Consider the following 17,357-nt stretch of genomic DNA (forward strand, 5'->3'; position numbering starts at 1 on the left):
AAGATTTATCCAGTACGGGGGATTTTTAATGTTTGACCAATTCGTATTGAATTAGACTTTAAATTATTAATGGCTTTGAGTTTACTCATAGTGATATTGTAACGTTTAGCCAATACCGATAGCGATTCGCCACTGCGAACTTTATGCTTTTTATAGCCAACCGAAGCAAAATAAGACCCGGTTAAAGGGTGCGCTAAAAAATGATTCTTGATACCTCGATGAATGGCTTTGGCTAAGCGTTGCTGGTGTTTAGACCAGGTTAAATTCTTTTCTTCATTATGATTAGAAATAAAACCGGTCTCGACCAAAATCGAGGGTATATCTGAAGACTTTAATACGCCAAAATTACCATTTTGTGGGGTTTTCTTATGCATTTTGGTGATTTTTTTCAATTCTTTAATAACTTCATTGGCAACACCAAAGCTAACGCCAAGAGAATGCTCTTTGCTCATATCGGCTAAGGCTAGCGCTAAGTGACTATCCGAGGTGTTTTTTATCACCCCACCGCCACCACCAAGTAACTCGGACTTTTTCTCTCTATTTAATAACCATTTTGCCAGCTCAGACTCAGCCCTACGCTTAGTCACTACCCAGACCGAGGCACCACTTGGTCCTGGGGTGTGAAAGGCATCAGCATGAATTGAGACAAAAAAATCGACATTTTTTTCTCGAGCTAGACTAGTACGGCGATTTATATTGACGTAATAATCGCCACTGCGGATCATGACCGCTTTCATGCCTTTTTCTTTGTTAATGAGTGTTTGTAATTTTTTAGCAATCGCTAAAGTCACTCGTTTTTCATAAGTGCCCTTACCACCGATTGAACCGGGATCTTCACCACCATGGCCAGCATCTATACCAATTATAATATCGCCAATAGTTTGCTTTGGCTTGGAAATATTCTTTTTACTACGGTTTTTATCATAAAGATCAATTACTAAGCGATTACCGTATTGCCCTGCAGGCGCTAAAGGAAAAACAGTGAGTTGATACGATTGCGCCAGCTCTAACACCAGGCGGGTTTTGCCTTTATTTATGCTGGAACGGAAAAGCTTTACCCTTGGATCATTAGCGGCAAGGTTTTTTAAGGCTACCGTGTTTTTGGTATTGCTAAAGTCGATAACCAAACGGTGTGGATTAGTAAGAGTAAAGTACTTGTATTCCGGCTTTTGTCTAACATCAAACACAATACGGGTATTTTCTGGTGCCGGCCAGACACGAATGCCATCAATGCTATTAGCGGCGAAGCTACTTACCGAAAATAGGCTCGATAATAAAAAAACACTTAGTAAACTAAATATCCGTAACTTTGTTATCGCCAGAAGAACTCTGTGATACATCCAATTAACCCCAACTGTTTTATAACTTTATAATATCTGCCAGTGCCGTCATCACTTGTTCGCCGTGAGTTGACTCTGCTTGCAACTTGATGATTCTTTGTTCATCTTGGTAAGCTATATTAATGATTATATCTGCTTTAGCCAATAGCCCTGTGCCTTTTTCTGGCCATTCAATAAAACAGCAGCAATCATCATTAAAATAATCCCGAATGCCCATATATTCTAATTCTTCCGGATCAGCAAGGCGATACAAGTCAAAATGGAATATTCGCCAGTTTGCCAGTTCATAAGGTTCAACTAAGGTGTAAGTCGGGCTTTTTACATTGCCTTGATGGCCCATACCTCGGACAAAGCCTCGAGTCAGCGTGGTTTTACCCGCACCTAAATCACCATTAAGGTAAACGACTAACGCTTGCTGAACGGCTGTACTTTTAAGTACTTGCGCCAGCCCTGCACCAATGGCAATGGTAGCTGCTTCATCAGCTAAAAAATATTCTAATTCTTTCATTTTGCTTTTCTATCTTTATTAAGGCTATTGCTGCGACAACTAGTGTGACGTTAATGACTGGGTATTTTACCATTAAGCAAGTGCTGTAAGGGTACAAATAAATCACTGGCTAACAAACCACGTTGACCATTATTATTGGCTATAATATCAGCTGCCGCGCCATGAATATAGGCTGCCAAACATGTTGCCGAAAAAACATCATCACTTTGCAGCACTAACGCACTAATAATGCCACTTAATACATCACCCATACCACCTGATGCCATACCGGCATTACCTGAGTTATTGATAACAATTTGTTCACCATCAGAGATTAATGACCCCGCGCCTTTAAGTAAACAAACACCTCCATATTGTTTGGCAATAGCACTGACCGCAGCAAAACGATCGGCTTCTATGCTAGCAATGTCACAGTGTAACAAAGCCGCAGCCTCTTTCGGGTGTGGTGTTAATACCCAATGATGATAATGTTGTTTCATCTTACTTAACTTAGTATTACTTAACTTAGTATTACTTAACTTAGTATTGCTTAACTTAGTCTTGCTTAGCCATATTAAAGCATCGGCATCGAGGATGATGTTTTTCTTAGTTGCCTGACTCGTTGCACAGAGTAATGTAAATAGTTGCTCTGCCTCATTATCATGTCCTAGACCTGGACCAATAAGATAAGTTTTCGCCTGATGCAGTGGCGCTGAATTGTCCAATAACTCTGCGGTTGTTGGCGCTAACATCAATTCAGCTCGGCCGTACATGATAATTGCTTGATTACTTGCGTGACAACTGACGGCAACTAAACCCGCGCCACAACGTAAAGCGGCTTCACTGGCAAGGCGAATTGCCCCTGGCATTCCCAGCCCTCCGCCTACGGCTAATAATAAGCCACTAATGCCTTTATGGCTGGCAGGCAAGCGCTTGGCTAAGTTCAAGGGTTGTTTATATTGACTGTAATAATGATTAGTTTTCACCCGCCTAGTAAAGGCGTTATTCAATGCTAGAGGGGCTAGTAGTAACGTACCGACAAAATTGGCTGCTTTTCCGGTTAACAAGCCTTGCTTATAAACGATAAATGTTAAGGTAACATCCGCAATAATGGCTTGAATATCTCGGTTTGCCCCATGCACTTGCCCTGTGGTGGCACAAAGTCCTGAAGGTAGATCAATACTAATGACCTTGGCGGTATGATGATTAATACTCAATACCAGCCGTTGCAAACTGGGTTTAAGCTGACCGGTAAAACCGATACCAAATAACGCATCAACGATGACCTCACCGGTAAAGCTATCGATGCAAGCTAAGCTCTTAGCGTTATTACGTTCCTCCACCTTATCAATAAGTAGCACAGCGCCTGCAGCAATCATTGCTTGATAAGCTAGCAGAGCATCTGCTTTTAGCTGACTAACAGCGCAGCTAAGTAAAACACTGAGCTTTATATTTTTTTTGTGGGCTAATTGCGCAACAATAAAACCATCGCCGCCATTATTGCCTTTACCACACAGTACTAGTATATGCTCGGCTTTCGGCCAGCTTTTCAATAGCTGGGTAAAAACGGCTGCACCGGCACTGTTCATAAGATCATAGCTTGCTATGTCTTGACTAAGCGCAATTCTAGCTTCATGATTCAATACTTGCTCAGCACTATACACTGACGTCATGGGCGGCTTTTGTGATAAACTTACCAGTAATTTCATGGTGATAATCTTACCCTTAATCTATGGTTCAACAATCGAGCTAAAGCTGACTTTATTTGTATGACAATGTCTCTTATTAACTATCAAGAATTAGCAGAAAAAATCAAGTGCTGGGGTAAAGAACTAGGCTTTTCTGATTTAGGCATCAGTGATATTGATCTAACAGCTCATGAAAGTGTACTAGAGCGTTGGTTGGCTAATAACTACCACGGCAATATGGATTATATGGCCCGCCATGGTTTAATGCGTGCTCGACCGGCGGAACTAGTGCCCGGTACCATTAGAGTCATCAGTGTACGCTTAGATTATCTGCCACAAAATGCTAAGTTTGCCAGCGTACTCAAAGATAAGAACAAGGCCTATATTAGCCGCTATGCCCTTGGCCGCGATTATCATAAATTAATGCGCAAACGCTTGCAGCAATTAGGCAAGAAAATAGCCGAGCACTGCCGCGACTTTAATTGCCGCCCCTTCGTTGATTCTGCGCCAGTAATGGAAAGGCCTTTAGCCGAAAAGGCCGGATTAGGTTGGGCTGGTAAACATACCCTCTTAATCAATAAAGAAGCGGGATCTTGGTTTTTTCTGGGGGAATTATTTGTTGATATTCCATTACCCGTTAGCAGTAATGAATATAGCGCTGCCGCCATTAAAGCCATTGAAACACAAACTAAGGTTAATGACTGCGGCAGCTGTGTCGCCTGCATTAAAATTTGCCCAACTAAAGCCATAGTAGCGCCCTATACGGTTGATGCACGGCGCTGTATTTCTTATTTTACCATTGAATCACCCGACGCCATCCCCGAAGAGTTGCGGCCATTAATGGGTAATCGTATTTATGGTTGTGATGATTGCCAATTAATTTGTCCATGGAATAAATACGCCAAACTCAGCCTTATTGATGACTTTCAAGCGAGAAATAATCTCGATGATATCAGTTTGCTGGAGTTATTCGCGTGGACAGAAGAGTATTTTCTTAACACCTTACAGGGCTCGCCTATTAGGCGTATTGGCTTTCAAAGTTGGCTACGTAATATTGCCGTGGCATTAGGCAATGCCCCCTATAGTGATGAAGTTGTTAAGGCCTTAACTGAAAAATGCGCTGAGGCCAGTGAACTCGTGGTAGAACATATTAACTGGGCACTAGCACAGCAGAGTAATAAAAAAATGCTCTCGGAGAAAACTGCCGCTGAGCAAGAGAAAAACCATAGATTAACACTACGCTTGATCCGCTCTGTCGAGAAAGGCCTAACTAGAGATGCTTAGAGCTACCGTTTAAAGGTTAACAGCTATTTAGTCACCTTAACTAAGATTAACTAACCTTGCTGTTATTTAACATCTCGATATCCGCTCTGGCTTCATCTAATGCATGTTGAACAGTCAAAAACTTTTTAATGGCATTATTCTTCTCCGCCGTTACTTTCTGCTCACGTGCTCTACTCTCAACCAATTGCTGTTGAGTTTTTGTCAACGTAGCCATCAAATTAGTAATATCATTGTTTTTAGCATATTTTTGTTCGTCTCTCGCATTGACGAAATCATCATCGGCCGAATTTAATAGCTGCTTAGATTTAAAGCTTAAATAATTCACAGCAAGGCGAACAATTAAAATTAAACCGGTAAGCAGAAACACGACAATATATTGATTATCGTCAATAGAAGACAAAGCGGCGGCCACTTTAGTAAAAAAGTCCCCCTGAGCATTAATAAAATGCGTAAATAACTGATTATGCCAAGCAAGCCAAGTAATCATATAGATGACGATAAAGCTAGGAGCAGGGTGTTGGCTCTCAGTAAAGCTGAGCATTGCTTTGAGGGTTTTCTTATTAATCACAAAAAGTCCTTGTTTAAATTTGATTATATCTTCAACTTACCAGGCTAATACCACCAAAACATGCTAGACAAGCTATCATGTACTCTCAGGCTTAGCTTCACTACTTTCTCGCCTTTGTTGACATAGCTCAACAACGTGGTGTTTATCTTGCGTGGAATAACTACGCCAAGCCACTATCTCATCAATGTGCCGAAAACAACCTAAACAAATATCATCACCATCTAAGCAGCAATTTCTAATACATGGGCTGTCTGTTAACATTATTTGCTTATTATTACTCACAATGTTCCTTTTGATTTGATTACTTTATGATAAAAATATTACTAGCCTAAACTTAAACTAAGCGATGGCCTCTGCATCTTGACTGATCGCTTGCACCGCTTGTTTAGTTTTACTTAATAGATTAATTTGTCTTTGCGCACTGTTATCTAATTCTTGATTGCTTAGCAAGGTCCGCCAACGCTGACATAGTTGCAATAAATATTCTGCCGCAAGTATTTTACCGTTAACCCCTAAGGCTTGAATAGCTAGTGCAACGTTTTTATCATCGTTCATGGTAAAGGCTTGACTTAATTGCGCCACTAATTCGCTATTTTCTGTGGTATATTCCTCTAGCATATAAAGCGCTATCTCAGCCGTGCCTTGATGTTGCACATAACGGTCAAAATTAAAACTTGGCAAATCGGCCATTGTCGCTGACAAAGTACTTTCAGCTTGTTGGTCGCTAAAGGCAAAGCTTTTAACCGGTATTACTTGGCTTTTATTGTTGCTACTGAATGCGTCACTGACCTGCTCGTTGAGCCAAGGTTGCATGGCGATAATTAAGTCATCGATACTACTGTTAGCAGTTAACTCACCAACAAGCCAGTGAGCATAAGCCTCAGTTTTATTAGCTAAAACAACTGAGCTGTCCAAGCTGAAAACGCCTCTCTTTAAGGCAAGATTTTCCGAGGTTTTGTCACCTTCGTCCACCATGAAATGGGTAAAAGCCTGACAGTTAATTTCTGTCAACAACACAGCAAAGCGTCCACTTTGCCAATTTTCTTGTAACATTAATTCGCAACTAACAAAAGTCGTTTGTAAGCCCATAGCTTGCAACAATTGTTGCAAACGTTGATATTTATTAGGACTTTTTACCGCCAGCAACACCTCTATAGGCATAGCAATATATTTAGCGGCTAAGGCTGTACAAGCTTGTTCAATACCTGTTACATACCCGGGTAATGACAATATCGGATGACTTTCTTGCTGTTTACTGTTGGTAACCGCTAACGGCAGAGTGAAACTGAGCTGATAACCTTGCTCAGTTAAATTTGCACTGACATTATGACCATGCTGGTAGCGTAATAAGCTATTAAAATACTCACCAATTTCACTTTGCTCGGCGCTTTCATCATTAAAGCTTTGCAGTACTGGCGGCAGTTGCCTAATTTCACCAGTAGCATGGACATGACCGGTAAAACATATTTCCTCTTGGCCATTATTTTTATCGACTAAGCGCAAGTTTAGCGCTAATTCACTCTCTGTTTTCTGGGAAAATAACAGGCGGATAAAAATGCGAAACATCTCGACAAAGAGTTCTGCATCTAGGTTTACTTCAGCAATAATATTTTTATCAAGATTCAGTCGTAAGGTGTTTTTATCGAGTAATAACTTATTCTCTAGATTAAATAAAACAGCCTGAATTAGAGCAACCAGATTGACATCGCTCAAGGTCAGTACCGCGTCACTACTTTGCCAGTAACGATAACAACTAGCTTGTCTTAACTTTCGAACTAGGTCTCGCCCTTGCTGGTGAGCATGATACAAATAATTTTCTTCCGCACTAGGCTCATGTTCACTGCTAGTGTGAATGGTGGCGCTACTGCCTAATAGTACTAATTGTTTTATAACGGTTGAGTACAGAGTTTTACCACGTTGTTGTTCAAGCAATATTTGTATTTGATAATCTTGCGAAGTCTTAACCTTATTCAGCGCTAATTCGAGCTTTAATTGCTCTTGTGTAGCCTTATTATTAACAATTAGCTGTTCAAGTTGCTGATTTTTATCACTCAGCGCTAGATACTCTATCTCGCTATAATTACTAGCCTTTATTTGTTGTATTTTCTTTATCAGTTGCTCAGTTTCCTCAGTAGCAAAGTGATATTTATTAAACGGCATAGAGTTACTGCTATCATTTATCGGTAACTGCGCACCCTCTAAGGCGCGACCAATACAGTTGACACTGTATTGGCTAACCAGCTTAATTTTTATTCGAACTAAACACAGCAAGACAAAAATGCTCACTAAGCTAGCAACAAATACGCATAACTGCCATATGGATAATTGCTTGTTCGTGATAACGTCTATATCTGCACTTACATTATGATTAATTACTGGATTAGCTAAGACGCTAGCAAGAATACGGTGTAATTGTTGCTGCTGGGAGACGAGTTGTTGCTGATAGTCAGCCATTAAGCGTAAAGAGCCTTGCCACTTTACCAACAAACCCGCGGTTAAAATTAGGTCTTCAAAACGAATAAGATCTCGAACAATATCGGCCAAACTCTGCCTCTCACCCGGCTGACTCGCTATTTTCTTGGCATAATCAGTAACAAATATTTCATCTACTTTCTGGCGTAACTGCTCGAATACCCCAAGCGAAGTTTGTAAATTCAAGGGCATTAGCATAGTAACTATGCTGGTTAATTGCTTTTCTACTTTCGATAATAATTGTACTTGATGAGAGTCAAGGTATTGATTAGTTGATTGAATTGCTAGGGCATCAAGTAAGGTATCAAGTTGAATTAAAGTTTTATTTTTTAAGCGGGTATTACTTGGTTGGCTAGCTTCAATGCGGGTAATGAGATTCGTGACAACATTATTTTTGGAAAACCATTGTTGGTAAGTATTTTTATACTGAGATTGTAATAAGGACAACTTTTTACTTTGCAAAGAAAGTTGTTGTTGCAAGGGCATTAATTTATCTGCATTAGCGTTTAGCAATATTTCATCAATAAGCTTATTCGCGTTGATCAGGTAGGTTAGTTGTAAAAACTGATTTTGTAATGGTAGTAGCTGTTCCGTTATTAACGCGTGGGATTGTTTAGCTTGTTGAGATGCAAACCATAGTGCAGAAGATAATGCGGCCACAACAAGCAAGAATATGGCCAAAAAATATACGGTGAAATATTGATAAAATGACTTATTAGCTATTTTACTATCTTGCTCAAGTACTTGCTTACCAGGTAAGTTGTTAGTATTTTTATCCGTTTTATTGGTAGTCATTATTCATCAACATAGTTCAGCTCCATTGAACGATATTTTATACCATATAGCCTAGTAAGACATTAAGCTTTGCTACTTTTGTTTAGTCTTTTTTAACGCTTTTTTTTACTGACCCATGCCCATTCCATCTGACACTCTATCGGGGTTTGTCCCGATTCATCCTTAATGGTTACAGGCACCAAGACACTACCTTTATCCTCACGTTCAATGAGTTCAATCTGCTCAGCAGTTAATTGCGCCACAGCAGTTAAACTACCTTGCATACGTCGTTGATAATTTACTTGCATTGACTTTAATAACGGTAACTTTGAGTTAGGTACATTCATACCAAAAACAATACCCGTTGCTGACTCTGCTAATACCGCGGCAGCGATTGCATGTATGCCACCAATATGATTTTGCACATTTTTTTTATTAGCTAAAGACAACTGAGTTTTATGCTTAGTGATCTCAATAATCTTAATACCACTGGTCCCGGCAAATTTAACTTTGCTGGTGAATAACTTTGTTAAAAGAAATGAACGCATAAAGCTAGGGGCTGAGTTGATTTTTGATACTATATTATTAAACTGGTTAGCCATAAGTAGAGTCTTTCATAAATTAATTGATATTGGCATTGTTATCCATACTGGTCAGACCTGCAAGTAAATTATGTTATTCAACTGCTAGCTATGATCCACAAGCTCAAAATCAAATTAACCGTGGCAGCAACAGTAAAACTTACTGGTCTAATAACCCCTGCAGTTGCTTAAGGTAAAACTCGGAAAACACCTGAATGCCATGCTGGCGCAGTAGCTTGGTAGTAATACCTTCGCCAACAATCTTTTGCTGACTAAAGGAACCATCATAAATGGTATTGCTACCACAGGATGGACTCGATTCTTTTAGTAAGGCAAAACGAATATTATGCTGCTGGCATAACCTTAAAGCTTGCTGAGCTCCTTGTGAAAATTGTTGACTGACATCAACTGAATCAATGGTAATCACTTGCAGTGTTTTTGGGTTTATTTCTGCTGGCGGCCTTGGCACAGGTAAACCTGATATAACCTCAGGGCATACGGAAATTAACCGGCCTTGAGATTGCCATTGGCTTAGCAATTGACTTGCTAAAGCTTTTACTTCGCCGTTATAGCGTACTCTTTCACCTAGAAAGCAGGCACTGATCAAAATCTTATCAAAACATTGTTTGTTGCTGGCCATTACTTACCTCATGCCGAGTGCAGCTTAGCTAAATATTCGGTATTTTTGCTATCTCGCCAAGAGAAGCAAGTTTTTCTCGATCAGCGGCAATGTATTCTTGGTAGCCGTCATTTTCAAAATTAACGCTTAGATGCTTTGCTTGCCATGAAAACAACTTAATACTCTGTGACCTTGTTAAAGGGAACATAATGAAGCACTCTATTATCTGATCGTATATAGCTAATTATACGATGAAAGTTTGATGTTAATCAGAGAGTTTGATAAAAAAAATCCACGACAAGTTAGTCTAATTTTCATATACTCAAGACAGAATTTTATCTTTGTAACTCAAGTATCATGCTAGCATTTTACCTTGGTTACAAATACCTTTGAACCAAAGAGAGTGAAACTATGAATAAACTTATGCTTGCTGTGGCAACAGCAACAGTTATGATGGCATCTCCTGTATTTGCTGGCGACGCAGCAGCGGGTAAAGCAAAATCAATGATGTGCGCGGCTTGTCACGGACCTGCCGGTATTTCTGCAGTACCAACTTATCCTAACTTAGCCGGTCAAAAAGAAGCTTACCTTGTTAAGCAACTTACCGACTTTAAATCAGGAAAACGTAATGACCCAGTTATGAAAGGTATGGTTATGGCGCTTTCTGCTACTGATATAGAGAACTTAGCGGCTTACTACGCTAACCTGAAATAAGCTTTCACTTTTTCAAATCTGGTAAAAGTCCTGTAAAAAGCCCCAGTTTAACTTAATTAAACTGGGGCTTTTTTGTCTGTGCTGCGCTATTCAATTGATGTTCATAACTCAATGCCAATTTACCTAAGCGGCAGCCTTACTCTTTAGTAACCATCTGACAATCAGTTACCTGCCCAAGCTAAAAACTGAGCAGCTAATTTTAGCCACAAAAAAAGCCTCCCGTAGGAAGCTTTTTTTAATAGTTTATTGAGGCTATTGCTAGCTTGGCAACAAACTTAAATTTTTGACTTAAGCTTTACGACGTGAAGCGCCAGCTAAGCCTAAAAGAGCTAAACCGAAGATAGCTAAGCTAGTAGGCTCTGGAACACTAGCAAATTGACCATTCATTGATCTAGAGTAACCGGTAGATGAAATTGCTGATTGTGTCATTATAATATCAGAGCGGGTCTCTTGATAATCTAATGCAGCAACTACCTCAGCAATACCACCAATAACACTAAGTCCCATAGTAGAAAAGGTATTTGCTGTCGCTTCTACATAACTATCAATAGAGAATGAAGCCCAAAGTATGCCATTTGTTGCCTCTGTTACTTGATTATAAGCAGTTGAGCCAACAACAGTACCATTGCCAAAGTCACCAAGAGTAGTCTTTGTCTCCCATATGCCAAGGGCTGGGTTAAATATGTCCTCTGTACTAAAACTGTTATCTATATATACGTTCAACCACGCGTTATCGGTATTGAAGCCCGAATCGGTAACAATAAGACCACCAAATGAAAACGTTAGTTCACAGACACTACAAACAGTAGGGTTAAATGTATAACCTACGCCGCGAGTATCAAAAAAACCACTGAATTCACCCACACCAACTAGCTCAGTATCCGTTACTCTAGTAGTAGCAACTGAATTTACATCGCCATTACTTTGTGTGCTGACACCTGTTGTAAACCACTGTTGAGAACTAGTTTCAGCCAAAATACCACCTGCGTGATCGGTCGCATCCCAAGTAATACCACCAACAGAAATTTCACCAGCAGAAGCAGCGGTACTTGCTAGCGCAATAGCAGAAGCCGCAATTATTTTTTTAAAGTGATTCATTATATCTTTACCCTTAAGTGTAGTTATATCATTGCTGTTTTATGCTTGTTGGCATTTAATCAGCTTGGCCAATAAGCCATCTGCAACTTGTTAAGCATCAAGCGTGCCAAGACAACTAAACACATAAAATACAGAGACTTACATAAGGTTAAAACTGTACTGCTTTTACAGTGTAAAATTTACTGACACAAGATAACAAATCTATCGTTGCTACTACTTTTCATCTTGGCGTAGCTGAACAAGCGCCTTAGCTTCAGCTAAGCTTGCTTTTACTTCCGTACTTATAGAGCCTTTAGCCAAGGCATCTTCAAGTACTGATATAGCTTTAGTTAACTCACTATTGGCAACCAATATTACACCGTATGATTCTTGTATGGCTAAATTATCACCCTGTAACTGTTTTGCTTTTTCAATATTTTTTAGTGCTGTCTTAACTTGTCCTATTTTGTATTGATTCCAGGCAAGGTTATTAAATATCAGTGCGTTCTTTGGCGAGGATTTAGACAAAGATAAATACTGCACTATTTTTTTATCTCTATCTTGTGTGCTATATAAGCTAGCCAGAAATAAACGTACTTGCTCATTGCTAGGATTTCTTTCAATAAAGGTTTCTAGTAACCTTTCAGCTTCACTGGCTTGCCCTGAAAATTTAAGTGCCCGAGTTAGCGCTATCAGGTTTATTTGATTCGCTTTTATCTCATAAGCCGCAGCAAAGGCATCAACAGCTGCAGAGTACTTTTTCTCATACAGCGCTATTTCACCGGCTACCATGTCTAATAGATGATGGGTAACCTGTTTGTTTTTTAATTTTTCAAGTATTGCCTTGGCTGCGGCGAGGTTATTATTTTTAGCTTCAAGGTAAGTCAGTAGCACAGCAACCCTGTCAACTTCCTTATGATAGCCATAAGCTTTACGCGCTTGCACCAATGCCTGAGAGTACTGTCTTAAACTACTTAAGGTTCCGATATAACGTACATTTAGCAGTATGTTCTCAGGTTCTATGGCAAGCCCTTGAGCAAAAGCCAGACTCGATTTTTTAGCATTTTGTTGTTGTAAATAACTATCACCTAGTACCATATAATAAGATGACGTTAATTTTACCTCTGTTGAAATTTGTTCTAATACAGTGATAGCTTCAGTGATTTGCTTATTTATTCGGAAACTTTGTGCAAGGGCAATAGTCAATTTCAAGCTATCTCGGTATTCATGACTTGATAAAAGTACGATTACATCTTTTGAAATTTTTTCATCATTAGCAAGTGAGATGAGATTTTTTAACGCGCCATGATGCTCTGGAGCATTGGCCAGTACTCGCTTATATAATACTAATGCTGCTTGAGTCTGATTGTTTTTTTGTTTTAACAATGCCAAATTGAACAAACTAGCAACATTTTCTGGTTTTAATAGTAAAACTTGTGCAAAACTTTCTTCTGCTTTTGCATCCTCCTTGTGCTTAACATAAATAATACCTTGTAATAGTAAACCTAAGTATTTGCTTTCATTTGCTAACTTCAACTCCTCCGCTATTTGTTGGGCTTGAATATCTTGATCTTTTTTCAAATACCCTATCGCTAGTGCTAACTGATTATCTACAAGTTGTAAGCCTTGCTGTATCACATTGGCTTCTGTTAATGCGCTACTTTTACTTCTCGGCAATTGTTTAGATTTTTCGATTAAAGCTAAAGCAGTATCGAGTTCTCCGATACTGATTAAGTTCGAGGTGGTAGCTGCGAGTAAGTTAACATCATCCGTTGTTAGCTCTTCAAGCTCAGAAAAGCTTTCTGCTGTTTCACTATAATAGCCAAGCTTAAATTTAATAACGCTTAATAATTTTTTTACCGGGTGAGTATTAATCAAATATTTATCAATTGCTATTAAGTTAATATAAGCTTGTTCAATATCCCCTAATTGATAGGAACTAACACCCAAAATAAGCCTAGCAATAGCTGCATCTTTCTTATGGTATATAACCTTATTGGCATAATTTCTTGCGCCGATATAATTTTTTTTCTGATACTCAAGTTGTGCTTTAAATTGCAAAGCTAAGGCAGAGTCTTTGAAGGCTTTTAGTAACGAATCTGTGATTACATTCGCTTGTTCAAATTTCTCAGCCTTTATTAGGCTATCGGCTAAAATGAAACGTATATTATTATCTTGTGGATGATAGTTAAGGTAAAGCGAAAAAGCCTGACTTGCTTGTTCAAAATCCTTTATCGCAAAAGATAAATAGCCCTGCAGCAGCGATGCTTCGGAAAAATCTGCATGTGTTGCTAACAAGGTATTGATCTGCTCTAGACCTTCTGCAAACTTTCTTTCACTGTAGAGTAAATAAACACTAGCCAGTTGACTAAAAGCTTCATTTTGATTAATCGCGGCCGCTTGAGCAAAGTAATCCTGTGCTTTAGTTACTTCTCCCTCTGCTAAGGCACTCATGCCAGCAAAAGTCAAAATCACTATATAGTCATTATCATTAAGATCTTCACTTGCTTTGACCAATTGTTCAACATCAGAAAATTTATCTACCCGTGTTTTTACTTGCGCAAGTAAGGCCGCTGTTTGGCTAAAGCTTGCGCCAAGCTGTACCGCTCTATCTAATTCTTTTTCTGCACTAATATAATTACCTTGATTCAGGTATGCCTTGCCCAACCCTAACCTAGCATCCGCATCTTTAGGCGCTAATCGCACCGCATTTTTATAATCTATAATAGCCGTGGCATATTTTCCTTGCTGGCTAAACGCATTGGCACTGGCCATCAATTGTTCAGCCGTTTTTTGCTCACTACAAGCAATAAGATTAAGCGCTAAGGCTAATGCTGATGTTATTATTATTTTATTCATGAAAAATCCTTTATGAAATTCGAGCCAAACGGTTCAGTTACCGTAGAATAGATTGATAAATCAGCTAATATACTGGTAACAATAAAATAAAAGCGACAGCTAACACAGTCGCTTATTGGCAAGGAAAAACAATTATAATCGTGCTAGTATTTTTGCTTTTTTCTGGGTTTGCTCATCTGTTTCTGGCAATGTTTTACTTAACAAATCTTTTGCTTCATTTTCTCGACTATTGGCAATAAGTGCTTCGATGTAATTAAGCTGAATATCAATGTCTTGCCCTTTAGTTAAATCAAAGGCTTTACTGGCATATTTTAACGCCGCTCTTTTATCACCCGATTTAAGCAGTACTTTTCCGTAGGTATCAGCAACATTTGGAATATGAGGCGCTAGCGCAAAAGCCTCTTTAGCATGCATTAAGGCTTTATCTAATTTGCTCTGCTCTAAATACAGCCAAGCTAAATTATTATGGGCTATAACATTGTTAGGTTGTTTTTTAACAACATCAGCATAAACCGCAATTGCTTTATTAGTATCACCTTCAAGATAGATACCCGCCAGCATAGTTTTAATGCGATTTTCATTCGGCTCGACGGTTAATTGATGCTCTAATACTTTGGCGGCTTTAGCGGGTTCTTTATTACCCATATAAGCACCCGCTAAATACACAGCATTTTGACTACTCGGGTAAACTTGATAGAGCTTAGTTAATTTTACTATCGCTTGGTCATACTTCTCTTCTAGCAGTAGAATGCGACCAAGAAAACCTTGTTTTAAAGCATCATTGATAGCGCTAACTGCTAATGTTTTATAGAGAGTTTTAGCCGGCATAATTTGTTTGCTATTAAGCAGTAATTGCATCTTCACCAGTTGTAGTACCAAATGATCTTGATGGTAATCTAAGCCCCGTTTAATTACCTGCAAGGCACGCTCATTATTACCACTGTTAGCATGTAAATCGGCTAATAGCACTACCGGCTCTATATGGTATGGACTGGCTTTTAACCAACGTTCTAAAGCCGATTGAACTTTCTTAACGTCATGCTGTTTTCTATGGTTAAATACCACTAATTGCCAATAGCGTTTTGGTAATTTTGGCGTATCAGCTAAGTTAGTCAGTAAATTTTCGGCTTGCTTATATTGCGCTAAAGTCACCATAGCTTCAGCCACTAATACTGCTTTTTTAATATCGCTGTTATCCGCTTGATAGGCCAATTGTAATTTTTCTAAGGCCATGTCATTACGGTAGATACCAAAATAATGGCGTAATACCTTGTTATTACTTGGCGCCAATGTCATTAAATAATCAACACGCTGTTTACTCAATGGCTTATTTTTTTGTTGACGAGCTAACCTCAGTTGCTCAGTGAGGGCAAAAATATTGTCAGGCGCTAAAGTTAAGCTTTGTTTTAACGATTGTTCTGCTTGTTGATATTTTTTTTCTTTTATGGCAATACTTGCCATTAAGTTATAACCACCCGACTTTTCAGGATATTTTTCCTGCCATTTTATCGCTATCTCACGCGCTTGCTTAATATCATTATTATGTAGCGCCGCATAAGCTAACGCTAACTCAGCCTCAATAAAGCTTGGATCTAGTTTAACCGCATCTTGCAAGTCCTGGATGCCTGATGGATCATTCATCATTAACTTTAAAATACCCTTCCTAGCGTTATCAGCTGCATTAATAACAGTAGAAGCTTCATGCTGGGCCAGTATTTTTTTTGCTTCACTCGTTGCACCTAACTCTAGTAGCTTATAACTTAAGGAAGAGAGAAATTGAGCATCACCCGCTTGGTTTACTGAAAAGTCACCCACAGTGGCGCTTATCTCGCCCACTAAGCCTAGCTCTAACTGGGTAACAGCCAACATGCGCCTAGCTTGGTGCTCTTTAGGTAAGTATTTAACCACCATGGTTAAATGATGATGACTCTGTTGCCAGTTTTTTAAATAAAAGGCACTCGCCCCCGCCACTAACCTTAAGTTAAACTGATTAAAATTAGCCGATAAAGCCCTTTCCGCATGTTCACTGGCTTTAGCAAAATCTTTGCCATTAAAAGCAACCATGGCTTTAATATAATGGGCAAAAGGCTGGCTATCAATTTGGGCTAATATACCATCAGCATACTTTTCAGCGGCTTTATCTTGACCCGACTTAAGTAACGCATCGGCTAACAATAATTGCACAATACCTGAACGTGGCTGTAAATTTAAGTAGCTTTCAAAACTTAACGCCGCTTGTTGATAGTCTTTAGTCACCATGGACACTTGTCCTTGCAACATAAGCGCATCAACGTGCTGGGCATCTATGGTTAATATCCGTGAAATTAAGGTTTTCACTGCATCATTGTTGTTTTGGGACAGCTCTAAATAAGCCAAAGCCAACATACTATATAAACTTTGTTGGGCAATGGACTGCGCTAAAGTGGCACTCTCTGTTGCCTGTTCAGCTTGCTCACTACGCAATGCCGCCAGTGTTTTATAAGCTAAGTAATGGCTGTGTTCTTCATTAGCCAACTTTGCGGCCTGCTCACTTAACGCTAAAACATCGGCGTCACTGTCCGTTAATATATAGGCGCGGGCAAGTAATGGCAGCACTTTATTAGCGGCATAGTTAAATTGTTGGGCTCTTTCAAGTTCCTTTACTGCGGCAAGGCCATCGCCCAAATTTAAATAAACCTGACCTAGTAAAAATCGTGCTTCTGCATTTTTATTGTCGCCGCGAATGGCATTTTTTAATTCAATAATACTTTCATTTATTTGTTTTTTACTGAGATAACTTTTAGCATTTTCTAGGTGAGATTCAACTGAGACTTGCTCACTACAGGCGCTGAGTGCCAGAGTGATACTTAAACAGAGGGAGGCTTTTACAAATTTCATGTCGAGAGTCCTTTTGC

14 protein-coding genes are annotated in these 17,357 nt (G+C 39.2%); 2 read left to right on the forward strand and 12 right to left on the reverse strand.

The annotated features are described in order from the left end of the window. Positions 1–5: 5 nt before the first annotated feature. The 3 genes from MTCD1_RS12120 to MTCD1_RS12130 are packed head-to-tail and all read right to left on the reverse strand — an operon-like array spanning position 6 to position 3,536. Positions 6–1,340: an N-acetylmuramoyl-L-alanine amidase gene (locus MTCD1_RS12120; RefSeq protein WP_057179397.1), complete on the reverse strand. Its 1,335-nt coding sequence runs from the start codon at positions 1,338–1,340 to the stop codon at positions 6–8. Between the two features lie 19 nt (positions 1,341–1,359). Next, the gene (tsaE, locus tag MTCD1_RS12125) at positions 1,360–1,848 is read right to left on the reverse strand and encodes a tRNA (adenosine(37)-N6)-threonylcarbamoyltransferase complex ATPase subunit type 1 TsaE (RefSeq protein WP_057179396.1); all 489 of its coding nucleotides are present in this window, start codon (positions 1,846–1,848) and stop codon (positions 1,360–1,362) included. A gap of 50 nt (positions 1,849–1,898) precedes the next feature. Beyond that, a complete protein-coding gene (locus MTCD1_RS12130) occupies positions 1,899–3,536 on the reverse strand; it encodes a bifunctional ADP-dependent NAD(P)H-hydrate dehydratase/NAD(P)H-hydrate epimerase (RefSeq protein WP_057179395.1) in 1,638 nt (545 codons plus the stop codon). Positions 3,537–3,596: 60 nt separating this feature from the next. Here MTCD1_RS12130 and queG point away from each other — a divergent pair, with 60 nt between their 5' ends. Continuing rightward, positions 3,597–4,799, forward strand: a complete 1,203-nt coding sequence (gene queG, locus MTCD1_RS12135) for a tRNA epoxyqueuosine(34) reductase QueG (RefSeq protein WP_057179394.1) — start codon at positions 3,597–3,599, stop codon at positions 4,797–4,799. Positions 4,800–4,845: 46 nt separating this feature from the next. Here queG and MTCD1_RS12140 read toward each other — a convergent pair whose 3' ends face one another. The 6 genes from MTCD1_RS12140 to MTCD1_RS21240 all read right to left on the reverse strand — a co-directional run bounded on the left by MTCD1_RS12140 (position 4,846) and on the right by MTCD1_RS21240 (position 10,021). Then, positions 4,846–5,367, reverse strand: a complete 522-nt coding sequence (locus MTCD1_RS12140) for a hypothetical protein (protein ID WP_231732943.1) — start codon at positions 5,365–5,367, stop codon at positions 4,846–4,848. 75 nt (positions 5,368–5,442) lie between these two features. Beyond that, positions 5,443–5,628 carry a DUF1289 domain-containing protein gene (locus MTCD1_RS12145; RefSeq protein ID WP_057179417.1) on the reverse strand — a complete coding sequence of 62 codons (186 nt, stop codon included), beginning with the start codon at positions 5,626–5,628 and terminating at the stop codon, positions 5,443–5,445. Positions 5,629–5,706: 78 nt separating this feature from the next. After that, entirely contained in the window at positions 5,707–8,634 is a 2,928-nt protein-coding gene (locus tag MTCD1_RS12150; protein ID WP_057179393.1) for a hypothetical protein, read from the reverse strand. 92 nt (positions 8,635–8,726) lie between these two features. Then, a complete protein-coding gene (locus MTCD1_RS12155; protein WP_057179392.1) occupies positions 8,727–9,215 on the reverse strand; it encodes a DUF4442 domain-containing protein in 489 nt (162 codons plus the stop codon). A 139-nt stretch (positions 9,216–9,354) separates the two neighbouring features. Continuing rightward, entirely contained in the window at positions 9,355–9,834 is a 480-nt protein-coding gene (locus MTCD1_RS12160; RefSeq protein ID WP_057179391.1) for a 2-thiouracil desulfurase family protein, read from the reverse strand. Positions 9,835–9,862: 28 nt separating this feature from the next. Next, complete coding sequence (locus MTCD1_RS21240) at positions 9,863–10,021, reverse strand: hypothetical protein (protein WP_157447780.1); 159 nt, start codon at positions 10,019–10,021, stop codon at positions 9,863–9,865. Between the two features lie 203 nt (positions 10,022–10,224). Here MTCD1_RS21240 and MTCD1_RS12165 point away from each other — a divergent pair, with 203 nt between their 5' ends. After that, positions 10,225–10,527: a c-type cytochrome gene (locus MTCD1_RS12165; RefSeq protein ID WP_057179390.1), complete on the forward strand. Its 303-nt coding sequence runs from the start codon at positions 10,225–10,227 to the stop codon at positions 10,525–10,527. 288 nt (positions 10,528–10,815) lie between these two features. Here the strand turns inward: MTCD1_RS12165 and MTCD1_RS21760 are convergent, their stop codons facing one another. The 3 genes from MTCD1_RS21760 to prsT (MTCD1_RS12180) form a co-directional block, all read right to left on the reverse strand. Next, positions 10,816–11,625 carry a PEP-CTERM sorting domain-containing protein gene (locus MTCD1_RS21760; RefSeq protein WP_057179389.1) on the reverse strand — a complete coding sequence of 270 codons (810 nt, stop codon included), beginning with the start codon at positions 11,623–11,625 and terminating at the stop codon, positions 10,816–10,818. A gap of 213 nt (positions 11,626–11,838) precedes the next feature. Next, positions 11,839–14,463: an XrtA/PEP-CTERM system TPR-repeat protein PrsT gene (gene prsT, locus MTCD1_RS12175; protein WP_057179388.1), complete on the reverse strand. Its 2,625-nt coding sequence runs from the start codon at positions 14,461–14,463 to the stop codon at positions 11,839–11,841. A 132-nt stretch (positions 14,464–14,595) separates the two neighbouring features. Further along, positions 14,596–17,340, reverse strand: a complete 2,745-nt coding sequence (gene prsT / locus MTCD1_RS12180; RefSeq protein ID WP_057179387.1) for an XrtA/PEP-CTERM system TPR-repeat protein PrsT — start codon at positions 17,338–17,340, stop codon at positions 14,596–14,598. Positions 17,341–17,357 lie beyond the last annotated feature (17 nt).

The organism is Colwellia marinimaniae (assembly GCF_002207865.1).
GTDB classification, from domain to species: domain Bacteria; phylum Pseudomonadota; class Gammaproteobacteria; order Enterobacterales; family Alteromonadaceae; genus Colwellia; species Colwellia marinimaniae.